The organism is Enterobacter sp. HK-058-C-ECC (genome assembly GCF_047531125.1).
Lineage (GTDB): Bacteria > Pseudomonadota > Gammaproteobacteria > Enterobacterales > Enterobacteriaceae > Enterobacter > Enterobacter quasiroggenkampii.
In genome coordinates this window covers 199,018-212,372 of record NZ_JBLKCH010000007.1, presented here as the reverse complement: position 1 = coordinate 212,372, position 13,355 = coordinate 199,018, and the positions used below count along the sequence as shown (strand labels likewise).

Here is a 13,355-nt window from a genome sequence, read left to right as displayed (position 1 = left end):
TAAACCGTGTTAAAGCCTTTTATTGCCTGTGCATTACTGATCTCTTCCGGCTGGGCGATTGCCGCTGAGCCGCCGCTGACGGCCGCCCTTTATGCGCAGCAGCTGGGCGTCGGGATGGATGTGGACTGGGCGCGCACTGAGCGCGGCATTCGTGAATTCGACCCGCTGGTGGTACGCGATTTTCGGGCTAAAGGCATTACCCACGTGCGCATCCGTGTCGCCGATGAGCCGACGGAAGCGCGGCTGATCCACCTGCGCAAGCTGGTGGAAGCCTGCGAGCAGTATGGCGTGATCCCGATAGTCGCGTATCAGGCGGATGAATATAAAAACGACCCGAAAGCCGATAACGAGAAAGAGACGGTCAACTGGTGGATTGCCGTGGCGCACTATTTCGGTCAGAGCTACCCGCTGCTGGGTTTTGACCTCATCTATGAGCCGGCCGACAAGCTCAACCACAATCTGGCGTCGTTAAACCGCGTCTATGAAAAGACCATTAAAGCGATCCACGACATCGACCCTCAGCGCATGATCTTTATTGCGCCGCGCCTGCGTGCCGCGCCGGAGGAGTTATCCAGCCTGAAGCTGCCCGCGCACAGCCAGAACTATCTGCTGGCCGAGTGGCATATTTTCCCGTGGGGGCCGCTGAAGAATGGCGGTAAATACCCGTGGACGTCCGGCACGGCGGCGGAGAAAGCGGCAATCCGTAACCGCATCAATGCCGCGCTGCACTGGCAGCAAAAAACCGGGCACGTTAGCTGGGTCGGGGGCTGGGGCGTGGGAGAATCAAGCCGCTTTACGCCAACCGCCTCGCAAATAGCGTTCGCTACCTTTATGGCCTGCGAGCTGCAAAAGGCGAAAATCCCGTATGCGCTTAACGCGGATTTCCAGTTTTACGACGGGGAAGAGGGCGCCTGGCGGCCTGCGCCAGAGCCGTTATTGCAGGCGATGATCGCCCCTGTCTGTGAAAAGCCCGGCGAGAAGCCGGGCCATCATGCGGTTAAACCGGCTGCTCGTGATGCGGGACACGCGACGCCAGCGGCAGCCAGCACAGTAAAATCAGCAGCCCCATCAGCGTCATCAACAGGCCCAAACTAGCCTGCCCGGTCTGCGGCATCATCGCTGAGAGCCAGGCCAGCGCGCCGGAACCGATGTTCTGCAAACCGCCCACCAGCGCGCCCGCCGTACCTGCGAGGAACGGGAACGGCTCCATCGCGCCGCTGGTGGCGAGCGGGAAGAGCATCCCCGCGCCGAAGAAGAACAGCGCCGCCGGGATGAGCAGCGTCCAGACGGTCATCACGCCAAACAGCCCCGGGATCCACATCATCAGACCCGCCAGCAGACAGCTGATCACCGACTGCCACATCAGGGTGGAGAAGCGTTTGTTTGGTCGCCCGGCAAACCACGCGCCGAAGAACGCCGCCGGGATCGGCAGAATAAACAGAATGCTCACCACCATACTGCTCAGGCCAAGCCCCGCGCCCAGCAGCACGCCGGAGCAGGCTTCAAACACCGCGATACCCGCCAGGCCGCCGATCAGCATCAGCAGGTAGCAGGTGAACGCGCCGTTGCCGAACAGCGTTTTATAGCTGGCGATAAGCTTCGTGCGCGGCGCGTCCTGCGGGCGCGTTTCCGGCATCCAGCGCGCCATGCTGAAGGTGACAATCATGCAGAGCACCAGCAGGAAGGTGTAACAGGCGCGCCAGGACCACATCGTGTCCAGCAGGCCGCCGATCAGCGGGGCCAGCAGCGGGCTGACCAGAATGCCCATATTCAACAGGCTGTTGGCATGGCGCAGCTGGGTACCCTGATACATATCGCGCGGTAAGGTTCGCGCCATCACCCCGCCGACGCCGGTCCCGACGCCCTGCAGGGCGCTGGCGGCAATCAATACGGTCAGGTTATGGGTGGTCATCGCGATGACGGTCGCCACCATGAAAATGCTCATGCCCACCAGGATCACCGGGCGACGCCCGACGCGGTCGGAGAGCGGGCCGTAGAAGAGCTGCGAAACGCCATAGGTCAGCAGGTAAGCTGCCATTACGCTCTGTACTGCGCCCTCGCGGACGTTTAATTCCTTTGCCATGTCGGCAATCGCCGGAATGTAGATGGTTTGCGCCATCTGACCGACGGCCACCAGTAACACCAGCATCAACAATAAGTTAACGTTCCGTTGCTTTTTCATGTCGCTGAATACTTTTGCCAAAAGAGAAAAATGAAGAATAAGTGACTGCGCATTCCCATAAATGCGCGAGGAATCTACCACAGAGAGATGACAATTTAAGCATTGTTGTGGTGAATGAAAAAACCGGTAAAGGCAGGATTTGTAAACAAGAACGGCAACTAATGTTGCCAGTGCTTTACGCCAGGCGCAGCAGAATGGCGCCGCCAGCAATGCCCAGCGCCGCCGCGATGCGCAGGCCCGCAACCTTCTCTTTTAAAAGCAAAAATGCGATCAGCGCGCCAAAGAGTATGGAAGTTTCCCGCAGCGCCGCGACCACCGCCAGCGGGGCCTGCGTCATTGCCCACAGCGCCAGACCGTACGAGCCCATGGTGCCAACGCCGCCGAGCAGCCCCTTTTTCCAGTGCAGACGCAGGTAGCCGGATGCCTCGCGTCGACGCGCGACCATCGCCCAGCCGAGCAGGCAGAAGCCGTTCATAAAGAAGGTCCACAGCGTATAGCCCAGCGCGGTGTCCGACAGCCGCACGCCGGTGCCGTCCACCAGCGTATACCCGGCGATAAAACAGGCATTCAGCAGCGCCAGCCAGATCCCTTTGCGCGACTGCATGCGCCCGTTCATCGCCATCGCCAGAATCGACAGGCAAATTACCCCAATGCCGGACCAGGCGAGCCAGGAGAGACGATCGCCAAGCGCCAGCACGCTGATCAGCGCCACCAGCAGCGGTGCGGTGCCGCGCATCAGCGGATAGGTCTGGCTCATATCGGAGACCTGATAGGTCTTTGCCACCAGCACGGTGTACACCACCTGTAAGGCGCAGGAGACAAACAAAAACGGCCAGCTTGCGGCAGAGGGCTGTGGAGAGAAGGGGAGCAGCACCAGGGCAATCAGCGTGGCGGAGCCGCTGACGCTAATCGCGGAATAGAGCTTGTCCGTTCCGGCTTTGACGATGGCATTCCAGCTGGCATGCAGCAGGGCGGCGAACAGCAAAATGCAGAATACGGTGATGGTCATGGCGTATCGGGTGATGAATTGTCACTTAACTGTAACATTCACGTCCTGAAGCTGCCAGCCGGTTACACCGCACAAAAAAGGCGGTGCGTCACCCGCGGTTCGTCCGACACCAGCGTAAAACCTGCCCGGCGATAAAACCCGTAGGCAGCGTCCGGCGCATGGGTATTGAGGAAATCAAACCAGATGCTGGCATCGGCCATCACGACGGTTAAAAGCTGCTTGCCAATCCCCAGCCCGCGGCACTTCTCGCTGACGTAGAGATGGCGAATACGTCCAGCGCGCGGCTGCTGGCTGAACGGATCGCGGTTGAGGCCGCACACGCCCACCAGCTTACCGTTAAGAAACGCACCTAACAGCTTTTCGCCCGGCGCGTTAAAGCGGTTCTCACCCCGCTGCCAGCTCTCTTCAAGCCTGCGCAGCATGTTAAAATTCAGTGCAATACTTTCCGCCTTCAGGGCGATATACCCCGGCTCATCAGGCGTAACAGGCTCAATTAACAGACGCGACATAGCATTCCCTCGTTATTAAAGAGGGGCGGTTGCCCGCCCCTCTCAGGTGCGACTTGAACCTGAATTACCGAACGAATTTCAGGACAGCATCAAGCAGTTGCAGTACTGCAACAATGAGTTTGAGGATAAGTATCACCATATCCACTACGCTCATACGCGTCTCCTTTTGGTTAAAAGGAGCACGATGCTGGCTTACCTTTCCGCCGCCTGTTGCCAGCACCTGGATTGACGTAACACAGTGTGCTCACTTCAGGGGTTAAGGCACTGACGGCACCACCCGTTTCAGCCAGGACTTCGTTGCGCCGGTAGAACTGCGGCCCCCTCGCTCACTGCGAACACCCTCAGTATAGATAAATACTGTATGTATGAACAGTATTTTTTGGACAAAAATCGAAAGGCGATCCATACTCAAAAACGTCAAAATCCGTGCCGGAATTGCGCGTTCGTCTTCGATCGCGTATACTTTTTGCGTTGACGTAACACAGTGTGTTCTGCGGCGACCAACCGCAAAACCCTGATAAAAACCTCGCTTAGGCGGGGTTTTTTGTTTTCTGGTCTGCCCACAAAAAAATACCGGGATAAGCAGTGGCCTGGTCAGGCTTCTTAAGAAATTAATTTTATGCAGGGGAACCAGGATAGTTTTACGTGATGCAGCACCAAATAAGCCATTTAATATAAACAACAGACTTGCCAGGATATTAAAATCGCAACGCATATAGACGTAAAATATAATATTTAATCGAATTATTTTTCTCGTGAATGTATTTTTGAGGCAATTTCACCGGTTTGAATTACACTGCTTTCCAATGTATATTCTTATAACCACAGGCATGATATGGATATGTTATGCAAGCATCGGATTATTTGAAGATGAAGTTCCAGAGCGACAGACAGTTGGCTATTTATGGACAGCAAGGCGTTGCCGGGACATGGAAAGCATTAAAGGGAATCGGCTCTGATATCTATTCAGGAATGGAGCGTGTAAGCTGGTACTCATCATGCTTAATCCCCAGCTATCACGATGTATGTGATGAGCTTCTCTCAGAAGAAAAGAGGATGTACCTCTCAATTGTGTCTCTTTACCGTTATCGCGATGTAATAGCACAGATGCTCTATCTTTATTTTAAAAGTGTTCTAAATGACTCTGAAAATGGAAATGAACAAAATCGCGCCCGTAAGACGGGTTCACAAGTAACCGGACTTGTTAAAAATATCCCGACAAGCAAAGCAGCGCGTTTAGCAATAGCATGGGGGTTGGCAATATATCTTTCCAAATCTGGCCTGCTCTCAGAAATCGTCGTCGAACGGCTTGCACGTCGTGTACCGAACGTTGTCATGGCCTTTCAACTCATTGGCACGGACCAGAAGTGCGCGCTTGCTGCTCGTCGCCTGAAAACGTTGGACCCAAAGTATTACGCCACTCTCTATGCCGCACAACTGGAGATGCTCTATTACTTTATTGAACCATTCCTGTCTGAACTCATTAAGAAGGTTCAAATGGGATTCTACAGGGATTTTGAAGCGATTTATGACGACTTAAGGGACAAGTAGCGTGTTTAAGAGTCTGTTATCAATTCTCTTTACGGATATTTTATTTCCTGTTTATGTTTTTGTATGCGCCTCTTTTTTTCTGTGGTTGGTACCTGACCACTGGGTATTACTCACATTTATTGCTATCGGCGTATTTATCATTGTTCATCCAATAATTTTCGGTCGTTTTGATAAGTACGATTGATTTTTTAAAAAAAAGGTATTCTTTATGTCAAATCCGGCTTATTTATTTCTTACAGATGAAAATGGTTCCCCCATGGTTGGCCCCTGCCTTGTGACAGGGCGTGAAGGTTCAATTGAACTTAAATCGTTCACTCATAATGTCAACGTCCCAGTCGACGGGAATACCGGGAAATTGACGGGCACGCGCATCCACATGCCCATCATGTTTCAGAAAGAATTTGATCGTGTAACCCCGCTTCTCTTTCGCGCGCTGAGTACGGGAAGAACACTCCAGTCAGCCACCATTAAGCTGTATCAGATTAATGAGGCGGGTTTAGAACAGGAATATTTTAATATCCTCCTGGAGAATGTGAAAATAACCTCAATCACACCTGACCTGTATCCCGGCGCAAACACGGGAACACACCTTGAAACGGTTCTCATACGCTATGAGAAAATCACCTGGAAGCATTGCGACGGCAATGTCATCTATAGTGACTCCTGGAATGAGCGGGCAACGTACTGAAACGTGATCCCTGGCGCATTTTTGCGCAGATGAAAATTTTTCCATTGTCACGCCCGAAAACCTGTGTTTGTATAAATTCAATCAATGATTCCAAACACAGGTCCCCAATGACTTCATCCATCTTCACTTCGACCCTACTAAAAACTGCGCAACCAGCCGCAGTGGTCGTCGTGCGTGTGGTGGTGGTCGTCGGCAATGCGCCGTAGGGACTGGATCAACACACGAATCCAAAACCCCGCCGGCGCAAACCGGGCGGGGTTTTTCGTTTAGGACCCTCCCCGGAAAGTCGGCTCAGAAGAAAAGGACTGGAGCATGGCAAGTTCGGGCACAACATCCACCAAGACGCGTTTTACCGGCGCGCAACTGATCGTTCATCTGCTGGAGCGACAGGGCATTACCACGGTTGCGGGCATCCCCGGCGGCACGGTGCTGCCGCTGTACGATGCGTTAAGCCAAAGCACGCAGATCCGCCACGTGCTGGCGCGTCACGAGCAGGGGGCAGGCTTTATCGCTCAGGGCATGGCGCGCACGCAGGGTAAACCGGCGGTCTGTATGGCCTGCAGCGGCCCGGGCGCAACCAACCTGGTCACCGCCATCGCCGACGCGCGTCTCGACTCCATTCCGCTGATCTGCATTACCGGCCAGGTGCCGTCCTCGATGATCGGTACCGATGCGTTCCAGGAAGTGGATACCTACGGCATCTCTATCCCCATCACCAAACATAACTATTTAGTTCGCGACATCGCCGAGCTTCCTCAGGTTATCAGCGATGCGTTCCGCATTGCGCAGTCCGGCCGCCCGGGCCCGGTGTGGATAGACATTCCTAAGGATGTCCAGATCGCAGAAATCGAGATCGACATTCTGCCGGAGCCGGGTGAACGTGCCCCTGCGCCGGAGTTCAGCGCTGAGAGCGTGCGCGACGCCGCCGCCATGATTAACGCCGCCAAACGTCCGGTGCTCTATCTGGGCGGCGGGGCAATTAACGCCGCGGATGAAATCCGCCAGTTTGCGGAAAAAGCCAACCTGCCGACCACCATGACCCTGATGGCGCTCGGCATGCTGCCAAAAGCGCACCCGCTGTCCCTGGGGATGCTGGGCATGCACGGCGCGCGCAGCACCAACTACATCCTGCAAGAGGCGGATTTGCTGATTGTTATGGGCGCGCGTTTTGATGACCGGGCGATTGGTAAAACCGAGCAGTTCTGCCCGAATGCGAAAATCATTCACGTGGATATCGATCGCGCCGAGCTGGGTAAAATCAAGCAGCCGCACGTGGCGATTCAGGGCGACGTAGCCGAAGTGCTGGCGCAGCTGATCCCGCAAACCGACGCGACCGATCGCGCCGACTGGCGCCAGCTGGTGGCCGATCTGCAGCGCGAGTTCCCGGGCGCGATCCCAACTGAAGGCGATCCGCTGAGCCACTATGGCCTGATCAACGCCGTGGCCGCCTGCGTGGACGACAGCGCGATTATCACCACCGACGTGGGACAGCACCAGATGTGGACCGCGCAGGCTTACCCGCTGAACCGTCCTCGCCAGTGGCTCACCTCCGGCGGTCTGGGCACCATGGGCTTTGGCCTGCCTGCAGCAGTCGGTGCGGCGCTGGCGAATCCGGACCGCAAGGTCATCTGCTTTTCCGGCGACGGCAGCCTGATGATGAACATTCAGGAGATGGCGACTGCAGCCGAAAACCAGTTAGACGTGAAAATTATCCTGATGAACAACGAGGCGCTGGGCCTGGTACACCAGCAGCAGAGCCTGTTCTACAAGCAGGGCGTGTTTGCGGCGACCTATCCGGGGATGATTAACTTTATGCAGATTGCCGCCGGTTTTGGCCTGCATACCTGCGATCTGAACGCGGAAGAGGATGCCCACGCGGCGCTGCAGGCGGCGATCTCGCGTCCGGGCCCGGCGCTTATTCACGTCCGTATCGACCCTGAACAAAAAGTGTATCCGATGGTGCCGCCGGGTGCGGCAAATACTGAGATGGTGGGAGAATAAGCCATGCAGAAACAACATGATAACGTCATTCTGGAACTCACCGTCCGCAACCATCCTGGCGTCATGACTCACGTCTGCGGGCTGTTTGCCCGCCGGGCGTTTAACGTGGAAGGCATTCTCTGCCTGCCGATTCAGGGCAGCGAGCACAGCCGCATCTGGCTATTGGTCAACGATGACCAGCGTCTGGAGCAGATGATGGCGCAGATCGACAAGCTGGAGGACGTCACCAACGTGGCGCGCAACCAGTCCGATCCCACCATGTTTAACAAAATTGCGGTGTTCTTCGAATAGATCGCTTAAGGTAGGCGTCTTTCGCTCTTGTAGGCCGGATAAGCGCAGCGCCATCCGGCTTTTTCAGACCGCAGGAACACACATGACCACCATCGCCCTTATCGACGACCACCTTATCGTCCGCTCTGGCTTTGCCCAGCTTCTCAACCTCGAACCGGATTTCCAGGTCGTGGCAGAGTTTGGCTCCGGTCGCGAAGCGCTGGCGGGCCTGCCGGGGCGCGGGGTGCAGGTCTGTATCTGCGACATTTCGATGCCAGATCTCTCCGGGCTGGAGCTGTTAAGCCAGCTGCCGAAAGGGATGGCGACCATTATGCTCTCGGTCCACGACAGCCCGGCGCTGGTCGAGCAGGCGCTCAACGCGGGCGCGCGCGGGTTCCTCTCCAAACGCTGTAGCCCGGACGAGCTGATTGCCGCCGTGCGCACCGTCTCCACCGGCGGCTGCTACCTGACGCCGGATATCGCCATCAAGCTGGCGGCCGGACGACAGGATCCGCTCACCAGACGCGAGCGTCAGGTGGCGGAGAAGCTCGCGCAGGGGATGTCGGTAAAAGAGATTGCCGCCGAGCTGGATCTGTCGCCGAAGACCGTACACGTCCATCGCGCCAACCTGATGGAAAAACTCAACGTCAGCAACGATGTCGAGCTGGCGCGCCGCATGTTCGACAGCTGGCAATGAGTCCCGTGTTTTCGCGGCTGATCGCCGCCGTTGCGAGCTTTTTTATCTTCTCTGCCGCGTGGTTCTGCCTGTGGAGCATCAGCCTGCATCTGGTGGAACGTCCTGAACTGGCGGTTCTGCTCTTTCCCTTCGGCCTGCGACTGGGGCTAATGCTCCAGTGCCCGCGCGGCTACTGGCCCGTTTTGCTGGGCGCAGAGTGGCTGCTGCTGGTCTGGCTGGCGCAGGAAGTCGCTCTGGCGCATCTGCCATTATTGATGACCGGAAGCCTGCTTACGCTTCTCCCGGTTGCGCTCATTTCCCGCTACCGTCACCAGCGCGACTGGCGCACGCTGCTGCGTCAGGGGGCGGCGCTGATTGCCGCCGCGCTGCTGCAGTCCCTGCCGTGGGTTGGCGACAAGGAGATGCTCAACGCGCTGCTGCTCACCCTCACCGGTGGCCTGACGCTTGCGCCGACCTGCCTCGTTATCTGGCACTATCTCTCCAGCACCGTCTGGCAACCGCTTGGTCCGGGGCTGGTGTCCCAACCGGTGAACTGGCGCGCCAGGCATCTCATCTGGTATCTGCTGCTGTTCGTGGTGAGCCTCTGGCTTCAGCTCGGTTTACCTGCCGAGCTTTCACGCTTTACGCCGTTTTGCCTGGCGCTGCCGATTATCGCCCTGGCCTGGCACTACGGCTGGCAGGGGGCGCTGATCGCGACCCTGATGAACGCCATCGCGCTGATTGCCAGCCAGACCTGGCACGACCATCCGGTGGATCTGCTGCTCTCGCTGCTGGCCCAGAGCCTGACCGGGCTGCTGCTCGGGGCGGGCATTCAGCGTCTGCGCGAGCTGAACCAGTCCCTGCAAACCGAGCTGGCGCGCAACCGGCGTCTGGCTGAACGCCTGCTGGAGACCGAAGAGAGCGTGCGGCAGGAGGTCGCCCGTGAGCTGCACGATGACATCGGCCAGACGATCACCGCCATCCGCACCCAGGCGGGCATTGTCCAGCGTCTGGCGGCGGAAAACGCGGGCGTGAGGCAGGGCGGGGCGCATATCGAGCAGCTTTCACTGGGCGTGTATGACTCGGTGCGACGCCTGCTCGGCAGGCTGCGTCCGCGCCAGCTCGACGACCTGTCGCTGGAGCAGGCGGTGCGTTCCCTGATGCGCGAGATGGAGCTGGAAAGCCGCGGCATTGTCAGTCATCTCGACTGGCGAATTAACGAATCTGTGCTGAGCGAAGGCCAGCGCGTAACCCTTTTCCGCGTCTGTCAGGAAGGACTGAACAATATTGTTAAACACGCCAATGCCAGCGCGGTCACGATCCAGGGCTGGCAGCAGGACGAACGCCTGATGCTGATAATTGAAGACGATGGCTGCGGCCTGCCGCCGGGCTCCGGCCACCAGGGCTTTGGCCTGGCGGGCATGCGCGAGCGCGTAAAGGCGCTGGGCGGCACGCTAAACCTCTCCTGCACCCACGGGACGCGCGTCAGCGTCAGCCTGCCGCTACGGAGTTATCATGTTTAAAACCCCTGCCAGCGCCGCGCCGATTGGCGACAAAGCGGAAATCGACGCCCGCTACCGCTACTGGCGTCGCCATATTCTGATCGCCATCTGGCTCGGCTACGCGCTGTTCTACTTCACCCGCAAAAGCTTCAACGCCGCCGCGCCGGAAATTCTCGCCAGCGGCGTGATGACGCGCACCGACATCGGCCTGCTGGCGACGCTGTTTTACATCACCTACGGCCTGTCGAAGTTCTTCTCCGGCATCGTCAGCGATCGCTCCAACGCGCGATATTTCATGGGCGTAGGGCTGATCGCCACCGGCGTGGTGAACATCCTGTTTGGTTTCTCTACCTCGCTGTGGGCCTTTGCCCTGCTGTGGGCGCTGAACGCCTTCTTCCAGGGCTGGGGCGCGCCGGTCTGCGCCCGCCTGCTCACGACGTGGTACTCGCGCAACGAGCGCGGCGGCTGGTGGGCCGTCTGGAACACCGCGCACAACGTCGGCGGGGCGCTGATCCCGATGGTGGTGGGTGCCGCGGCGCTGCACTACGGCTGGCGCGCGGGGATGATGATTGCCGGTGGTCTCGCGATTGTCGCCGGGCTGTTCCTCTGCTGGCGCCTGCGTGACAGGCCGCAGACCGTGGGCCTGCCTGCGGTGGGCGACTGGCGGCACGACGAGATGGAGATTGCCCAGCAGCAGGAGGGCGCGGGATTGACCCGCAAGGAGATCCTCACCAAATACGTGCTGAAAAACCCCTACATCTGGCTCCTCTCGCTCTGCTACGTGCTGGTCTACGTGGTGCGCGCGGCCATCAACGACTGGGGCAATCTGTACATGTCCGAGACGCTCGGCGTGGACTTGGTCACTGCTAACTCGGCGGTCACGATGTTCGAACTGGGCGGGTTTATCGGCGCGCTGGTGGCGGGCTGGGGCTCGGATAAGCTGTTCAACGGCAACCGCGGCCCGATGAACCTGATTTTTGCCGCCGGGATTTTGCTCTCTGTTGGCTCGCTGTGGCTGATGCCGTTCGCCAGCTACGTCATGCAGGCGGCGTGCTTCTTCACCACCGGCTTCTTCGTCTTTGGCCCGCAGATGCTCATCGGCATGGCGGCGGCAGAATGCTCCCACAAAGAGGCGGCAGGCGCGGCGACGGGCTTTGTCGGGCTGTTTGCCTATCTTGGCGCATCGCTCTCCGGCTGGCCGCTGGCGCGGGTCATCGACATCTGGCACTGGAGCGGCTTCTTCGCGGTGATCGCCATCGCGGCGGGAATTTCCGCTCTGCTGCTGCTGCCGTTTTTACATGCGCAGGCCCCGCGTGAAGCCAGTGTGATGTGATGCGCCTCACCTTTTCGCCCCGAGTGGCGCAAAACTAAGAAATTTTCCCGGTTTTACCTGGACGCTGTCTCAGGCATCTCTCCCGGCTGATTTTTACAATGCTGCAAAAATCAGCTCAGGAGTAAACCAACCATGCTGGCCTTCTTAAATCAGGTGCGCAAGCCGACCCTGGATCTGCCGCTCGACGTGCGGCGCAAAATGTGGTTCAAACCGTTCATGCAGTCCTATCTGGTTGTCTTCATCGGCTACCTGACCATGTACCTGATCCGCAAAAACTTTAATATCGCGCAGAACGACATGATCTCCACCTACGGGCTGAGCATGACGCAGCTGGGGATGATTGGCCTGGGCTTCTCCATCACCTACGGCGTGGGCAAGACCGTCGTTTCCTACTATGCGGACGGCAAAAACACCAAGCAGTTCCTGCCGTTTATGCTGATCCTCTCCGCCATCTGTATGCTCGGCTTCAGCGCCAGCATGGGCGCAGGGTCCGTTAGCCTGTTCCTGATGATCGCCTTCTACGCCCTGAGCGGTTTCTTCCAGAGTACCGGCGGGTCGTGCAGCTACTCCACCATCACCAAATGGACGCCGCGCCGCAAGCGAGGGTCGTACCTCGGCATGTGGAACATCTCCCATAACCTCGGCGGGGCGGGTGCGGCAGGCGTGGCGCTGTTTGGCGCAAACTACCTGTTCGACGGCCACGTCATCGGTATGTTTATCTTCCCGTCGATTATCGCCCTGATTGTCGGCTTTATCGGCCTGCGCTTCGGCAGCGACTCCCCCGAATCCTACGGCCTCGGCAAAGCTGAAGAGCTGTTCGGCGAGGAGATCAGCGAAGAGGACAAAGAGACCGAAGAGAACGAGATGACCAAATGGCAGATCTTTGTTGAGTACGTGCTGAAAAACAAAGTGATCTGGCTGCTCTGCTTCTCAAACATCTTCCTCTACGTGGTGCGCATCGGCATCGACCAGTGGTCTACCGTTTACGCCTTCCAGGAGCTGAAGCTCTCTAAAGAGGTCGCGATTCAGGGCTTCACCCTGTTCGAAGTGGGCGCGCTGGTCGGCACGCTGCTGTGGGGCTGGCTCTCCGACCTCGCCAACGGCCGTCGCGCGCTGGTGGCCTGTATCGCGCTGGCGCTGATTATCGCGACCCTCGGCGTCTACCAGCATGCCAGCAACCAGTACGTTTACCTCGCATCCCTGTTCGCGCTCGGCTTCCTGGTGTTTGGTCCGCAGCTGTTGATTGGCGTGGCGGCCGTAGGGTTCGTGCCGAAAAAAGCGATCGGCGCCGCCGATGGGATTAAAGGCACCTTCGCCTACCTGATCGGCGACAGCTTCGCCAAGCTGGGTCTGGGAATGATCGCCGACGGCACGCCAATTTTCGGCCTCACCGGCTGGGCGGGCACCTTCGCGGCGCTGGATGCGGCAGCGATCGGCTGTATTGTCCTGATGGCGATGGTTGCCGTACTGGAAGAACGTAAAATTCGCCGTGAGAATCGTGCGCAGAAATTAAAAACAGCCTGAGTGTGCAGGTAACTTCTTTGCCCGGTGTGTGATGCCGGGCTTTTTTATTTCCGCTGACGGCATTAATACCTTATCCCCCGTTCTGCAACGTCTTTTCAGTGCACTATTCT

At 57.9% G+C, this 13,355-nt stretch carries 14 protein-coding genes; 10 read left to right on the top strand and 4 right to left on the bottom strand.

The window, feature by feature from the left end:
- Positions 1 to 6: 6 nt before the first annotated feature.
- Positions 7 to 1,095, top strand: coding sequence for a cellulase family glycosylhydrolase (locus ACMWJS_RS15480; RefSeq protein WP_045909372.1), 1,089 nt, complete (start codon positions 7 to 9; stop codon positions 1,093 to 1,095).
- Here ACMWJS_RS15480 and emrD read toward each other — a convergent pair.
- The 4 genes from emrD to tisB all read right to left on the bottom strand — a co-directional run bounded on the left by emrD (position 998) and on the right by tisB (position 3,854).
- Positions 998 to 2,182 (bottom strand): multidrug efflux MFS transporter EmrD, encoded by a 1,185-nt coding sequence (gene emrD / locus ACMWJS_RS15475; protein WP_414747276.1) that lies wholly within the window; start codon positions 2,180 to 2,182, stop codon positions 998 to 1,000. The two genes, ACMWJS_RS15480 and emrD, sit on opposite strands and share 98 nt — an antisense overlap.
- A 175-nt stretch (positions 2,183 to 2,357) precedes the next feature.
- Positions 2,358 to 3,191, bottom strand: coding sequence for an EamA family transporter (locus ACMWJS_RS15470; protein ID WP_414747275.1), 834 nt, complete (start codon positions 3,189 to 3,191; stop codon positions 2,358 to 2,360).
- A 62-nt stretch (positions 3,192 to 3,253) separates the two neighbouring features.
- Entirely contained in the window at positions 3,254 to 3,700 is a 447-nt protein-coding gene (locus tag ACMWJS_RS15465; protein ID WP_025910712.1) for a GNAT family N-acetyltransferase, read from the bottom strand.
- 64 nt (positions 3,701 to 3,764) lie between these two features.
- Positions 3,765 to 3,854 carry a type I toxin-antitoxin system toxin TisB gene (tisB, locus tag ACMWJS_RS15460; RefSeq protein ID WP_008500146.1) on the bottom strand — a complete coding sequence of 30 codons (90 nt, stop codon included), beginning with the start codon at positions 3,852 to 3,854 and terminating at the stop codon, positions 3,765 to 3,767.
- A 692-nt stretch (positions 3,855 to 4,546) separates the two neighbouring features.
- On the opposite strand from tisB, the gene ACMWJS_RS15455 reads away from it, so the two are divergent.
- The 9 genes from ACMWJS_RS15455 (at position 4,547) to uhpT (ending at position 13,245) form a co-directional block, all read left to right on the top strand.
- Positions 4,547 to 5,251, top strand: a complete 705-nt coding sequence (locus tag ACMWJS_RS15455; RefSeq protein ID WP_414747274.1) for a hypothetical protein — start codon at positions 4,547 to 4,549, stop codon at positions 5,249 to 5,251.
- Between the two features lie 208 nt (positions 5,252 to 5,459).
- Complete coding sequence (locus ACMWJS_RS15450; RefSeq protein ID WP_414747273.1) at positions 5,460 to 5,939, top strand: Hcp family type VI secretion system effector; 480 nt, start codon at positions 5,460 to 5,462, stop codon at positions 5,937 to 5,939.
- A gap of 107 nt (positions 5,940 to 6,046) precedes the next feature.
- Positions 6,047 to 6,145, top strand: coding sequence for an ilvB operon leader peptide IvbL (ivbL, locus tag ACMWJS_RS15445; protein WP_057979964.1), 99 nt, complete (start codon positions 6,047 to 6,049; stop codon positions 6,143 to 6,145).
- A 106-nt stretch (positions 6,146 to 6,251) separates the two neighbouring features.
- The gene (gene ilvB / locus ACMWJS_RS15440; protein WP_414747272.1) at positions 6,252 to 7,940 is read left to right on the top strand and encodes an acetolactate synthase large subunit; all 1,689 of its coding nucleotides are present in this window, start codon (positions 6,252 to 6,254) and stop codon (positions 7,938 to 7,940) included.
- 3 nt (positions 7,941 to 7,943) lie between these two features.
- Positions 7,944 to 8,231: an acetolactate synthase small subunit gene (gene ilvN, locus ACMWJS_RS15435; RefSeq protein ID WP_008500144.1), complete on the top strand. Its 288-nt coding sequence runs from the start codon at positions 7,944 to 7,946 to the stop codon at positions 8,229 to 8,231.
- An 82-nt stretch (positions 8,232 to 8,313) separates the two neighbouring features.
- A complete protein-coding gene (gene uhpA, locus ACMWJS_RS15430) occupies positions 8,314 to 8,907 on the top strand; it encodes a transcriptional regulator UhpA (RefSeq protein ID WP_022646555.1) in 594 nt (197 codons plus the stop codon).
- The gene (gene uhpB / locus ACMWJS_RS15425; RefSeq protein WP_414747271.1) at positions 8,904 to 10,409 is read left to right on the top strand and encodes a signal transduction histidine-protein kinase/phosphatase UhpB; all 1,506 of its coding nucleotides are present in this window, start codon (positions 8,904 to 8,906) and stop codon (positions 10,407 to 10,409) included. Before uhpA ends, uhpB begins: the two co-directional genes overlap by 4 nt.
- On the top strand, positions 10,402 to 11,721 hold the full coding sequence (locus ACMWJS_RS15420; RefSeq protein WP_111967625.1) for an MFS transporter: 1,320 nt from the start codon (positions 10,402 to 10,404) through the stop codon (positions 11,719 to 11,721). The genes uhpB and ACMWJS_RS15420 overlap by 8 nt, the downstream gene beginning before the upstream one ends.
- A 132-nt stretch (positions 11,722 to 11,853) precedes the next feature.
- On the top strand, positions 11,854 to 13,245 hold the full coding sequence (gene uhpT, locus ACMWJS_RS15415) for a hexose-6-phosphate:phosphate antiporter (RefSeq protein ID WP_039024528.1): 1,392 nt from the start codon (positions 11,854 to 11,856) through the stop codon (positions 13,243 to 13,245).
- Positions 13,246 to 13,355: the final 110 nt, after the last annotated feature.

What these genes read in the sequence shown, in the direction of transcription:
- emrD (WP_414747276.1), bottom strand. Translation starts at nt 2,182, where the DNA reads ATGAAAAAGCAACGGAACGTTAACTTATTGTTGATGCTGGTGTTACTG.
- ACMWJS_RS15470 (WP_414747275.1), bottom strand. Translation starts at nt 3,191, where the DNA reads ATGACCATCACCGTATTCTGCATTTTGCTGTTCGCCGCCCTGCTGCAT.
- ACMWJS_RS15465 (WP_025910712.1), bottom strand. Translation starts at nt 3,700, where the DNA reads ATGTCGCGTCTGTTAATTGAGCCTGTTACGCCTGATGAGCCGGGGTAT.
- tisB (WP_008500146.1), bottom strand. Translation starts at nt 3,854, where the DNA reads ATGAGCGTAGTGGATATGGTGATACTTATCCTCAAACTCATTGTTGCA.
- ACMWJS_RS15455 (WP_414747274.1), top strand. Translation starts at nt 4,547, where the DNA reads ATGCAAGCATCGGATTATTTGAAGATGAAGTTCCAGAGCGACAGACAG.
- ACMWJS_RS15450 (WP_414747273.1), top strand. Translation starts at nt 5,460, where the DNA reads ATGTCAAATCCGGCTTATTTATTTCTTACAGATGAAAATGGTTCCCCC.
- ivbL (WP_057979964.1), top strand. Translation starts at nt 6,047, where the DNA reads ATGACTTCATCCATCTTCACTTCGACCCTACTAAAAACTGCGCAACCA.
- ilvB (WP_414747272.1), top strand. Translation starts at nt 6,252, where the DNA reads ATGGCAAGTTCGGGCACAACATCCACCAAGACGCGTTTTACCGGCGCG.
- ilvN (WP_008500144.1), top strand. Translation starts at nt 7,944, where the DNA reads ATGCAGAAACAACATGATAACGTCATTCTGGAACTCACCGTCCGCAAC.
- uhpA (WP_022646555.1), top strand. Translation starts at nt 8,314, where the DNA reads ATGACCACCATCGCCCTTATCGACGACCACCTTATCGTCCGCTCTGGC.
- uhpB (WP_414747271.1), top strand. Translation starts at nt 8,904, where the DNA reads ATGAGTCCCGTGTTTTCGCGGCTGATCGCCGCCGTTGCGAGCTTTTTT.
- ACMWJS_RS15420 (WP_111967625.1), top strand. Translation starts at nt 10,402, where the DNA reads ATGTTTAAAACCCCTGCCAGCGCCGCGCCGATTGGCGACAAAGCGGAA.
- uhpT (WP_039024528.1), top strand. Translation starts at nt 11,854, where the DNA reads ATGCTGGCCTTCTTAAATCAGGTGCGCAAGCCGACCCTGGATCTGCCG.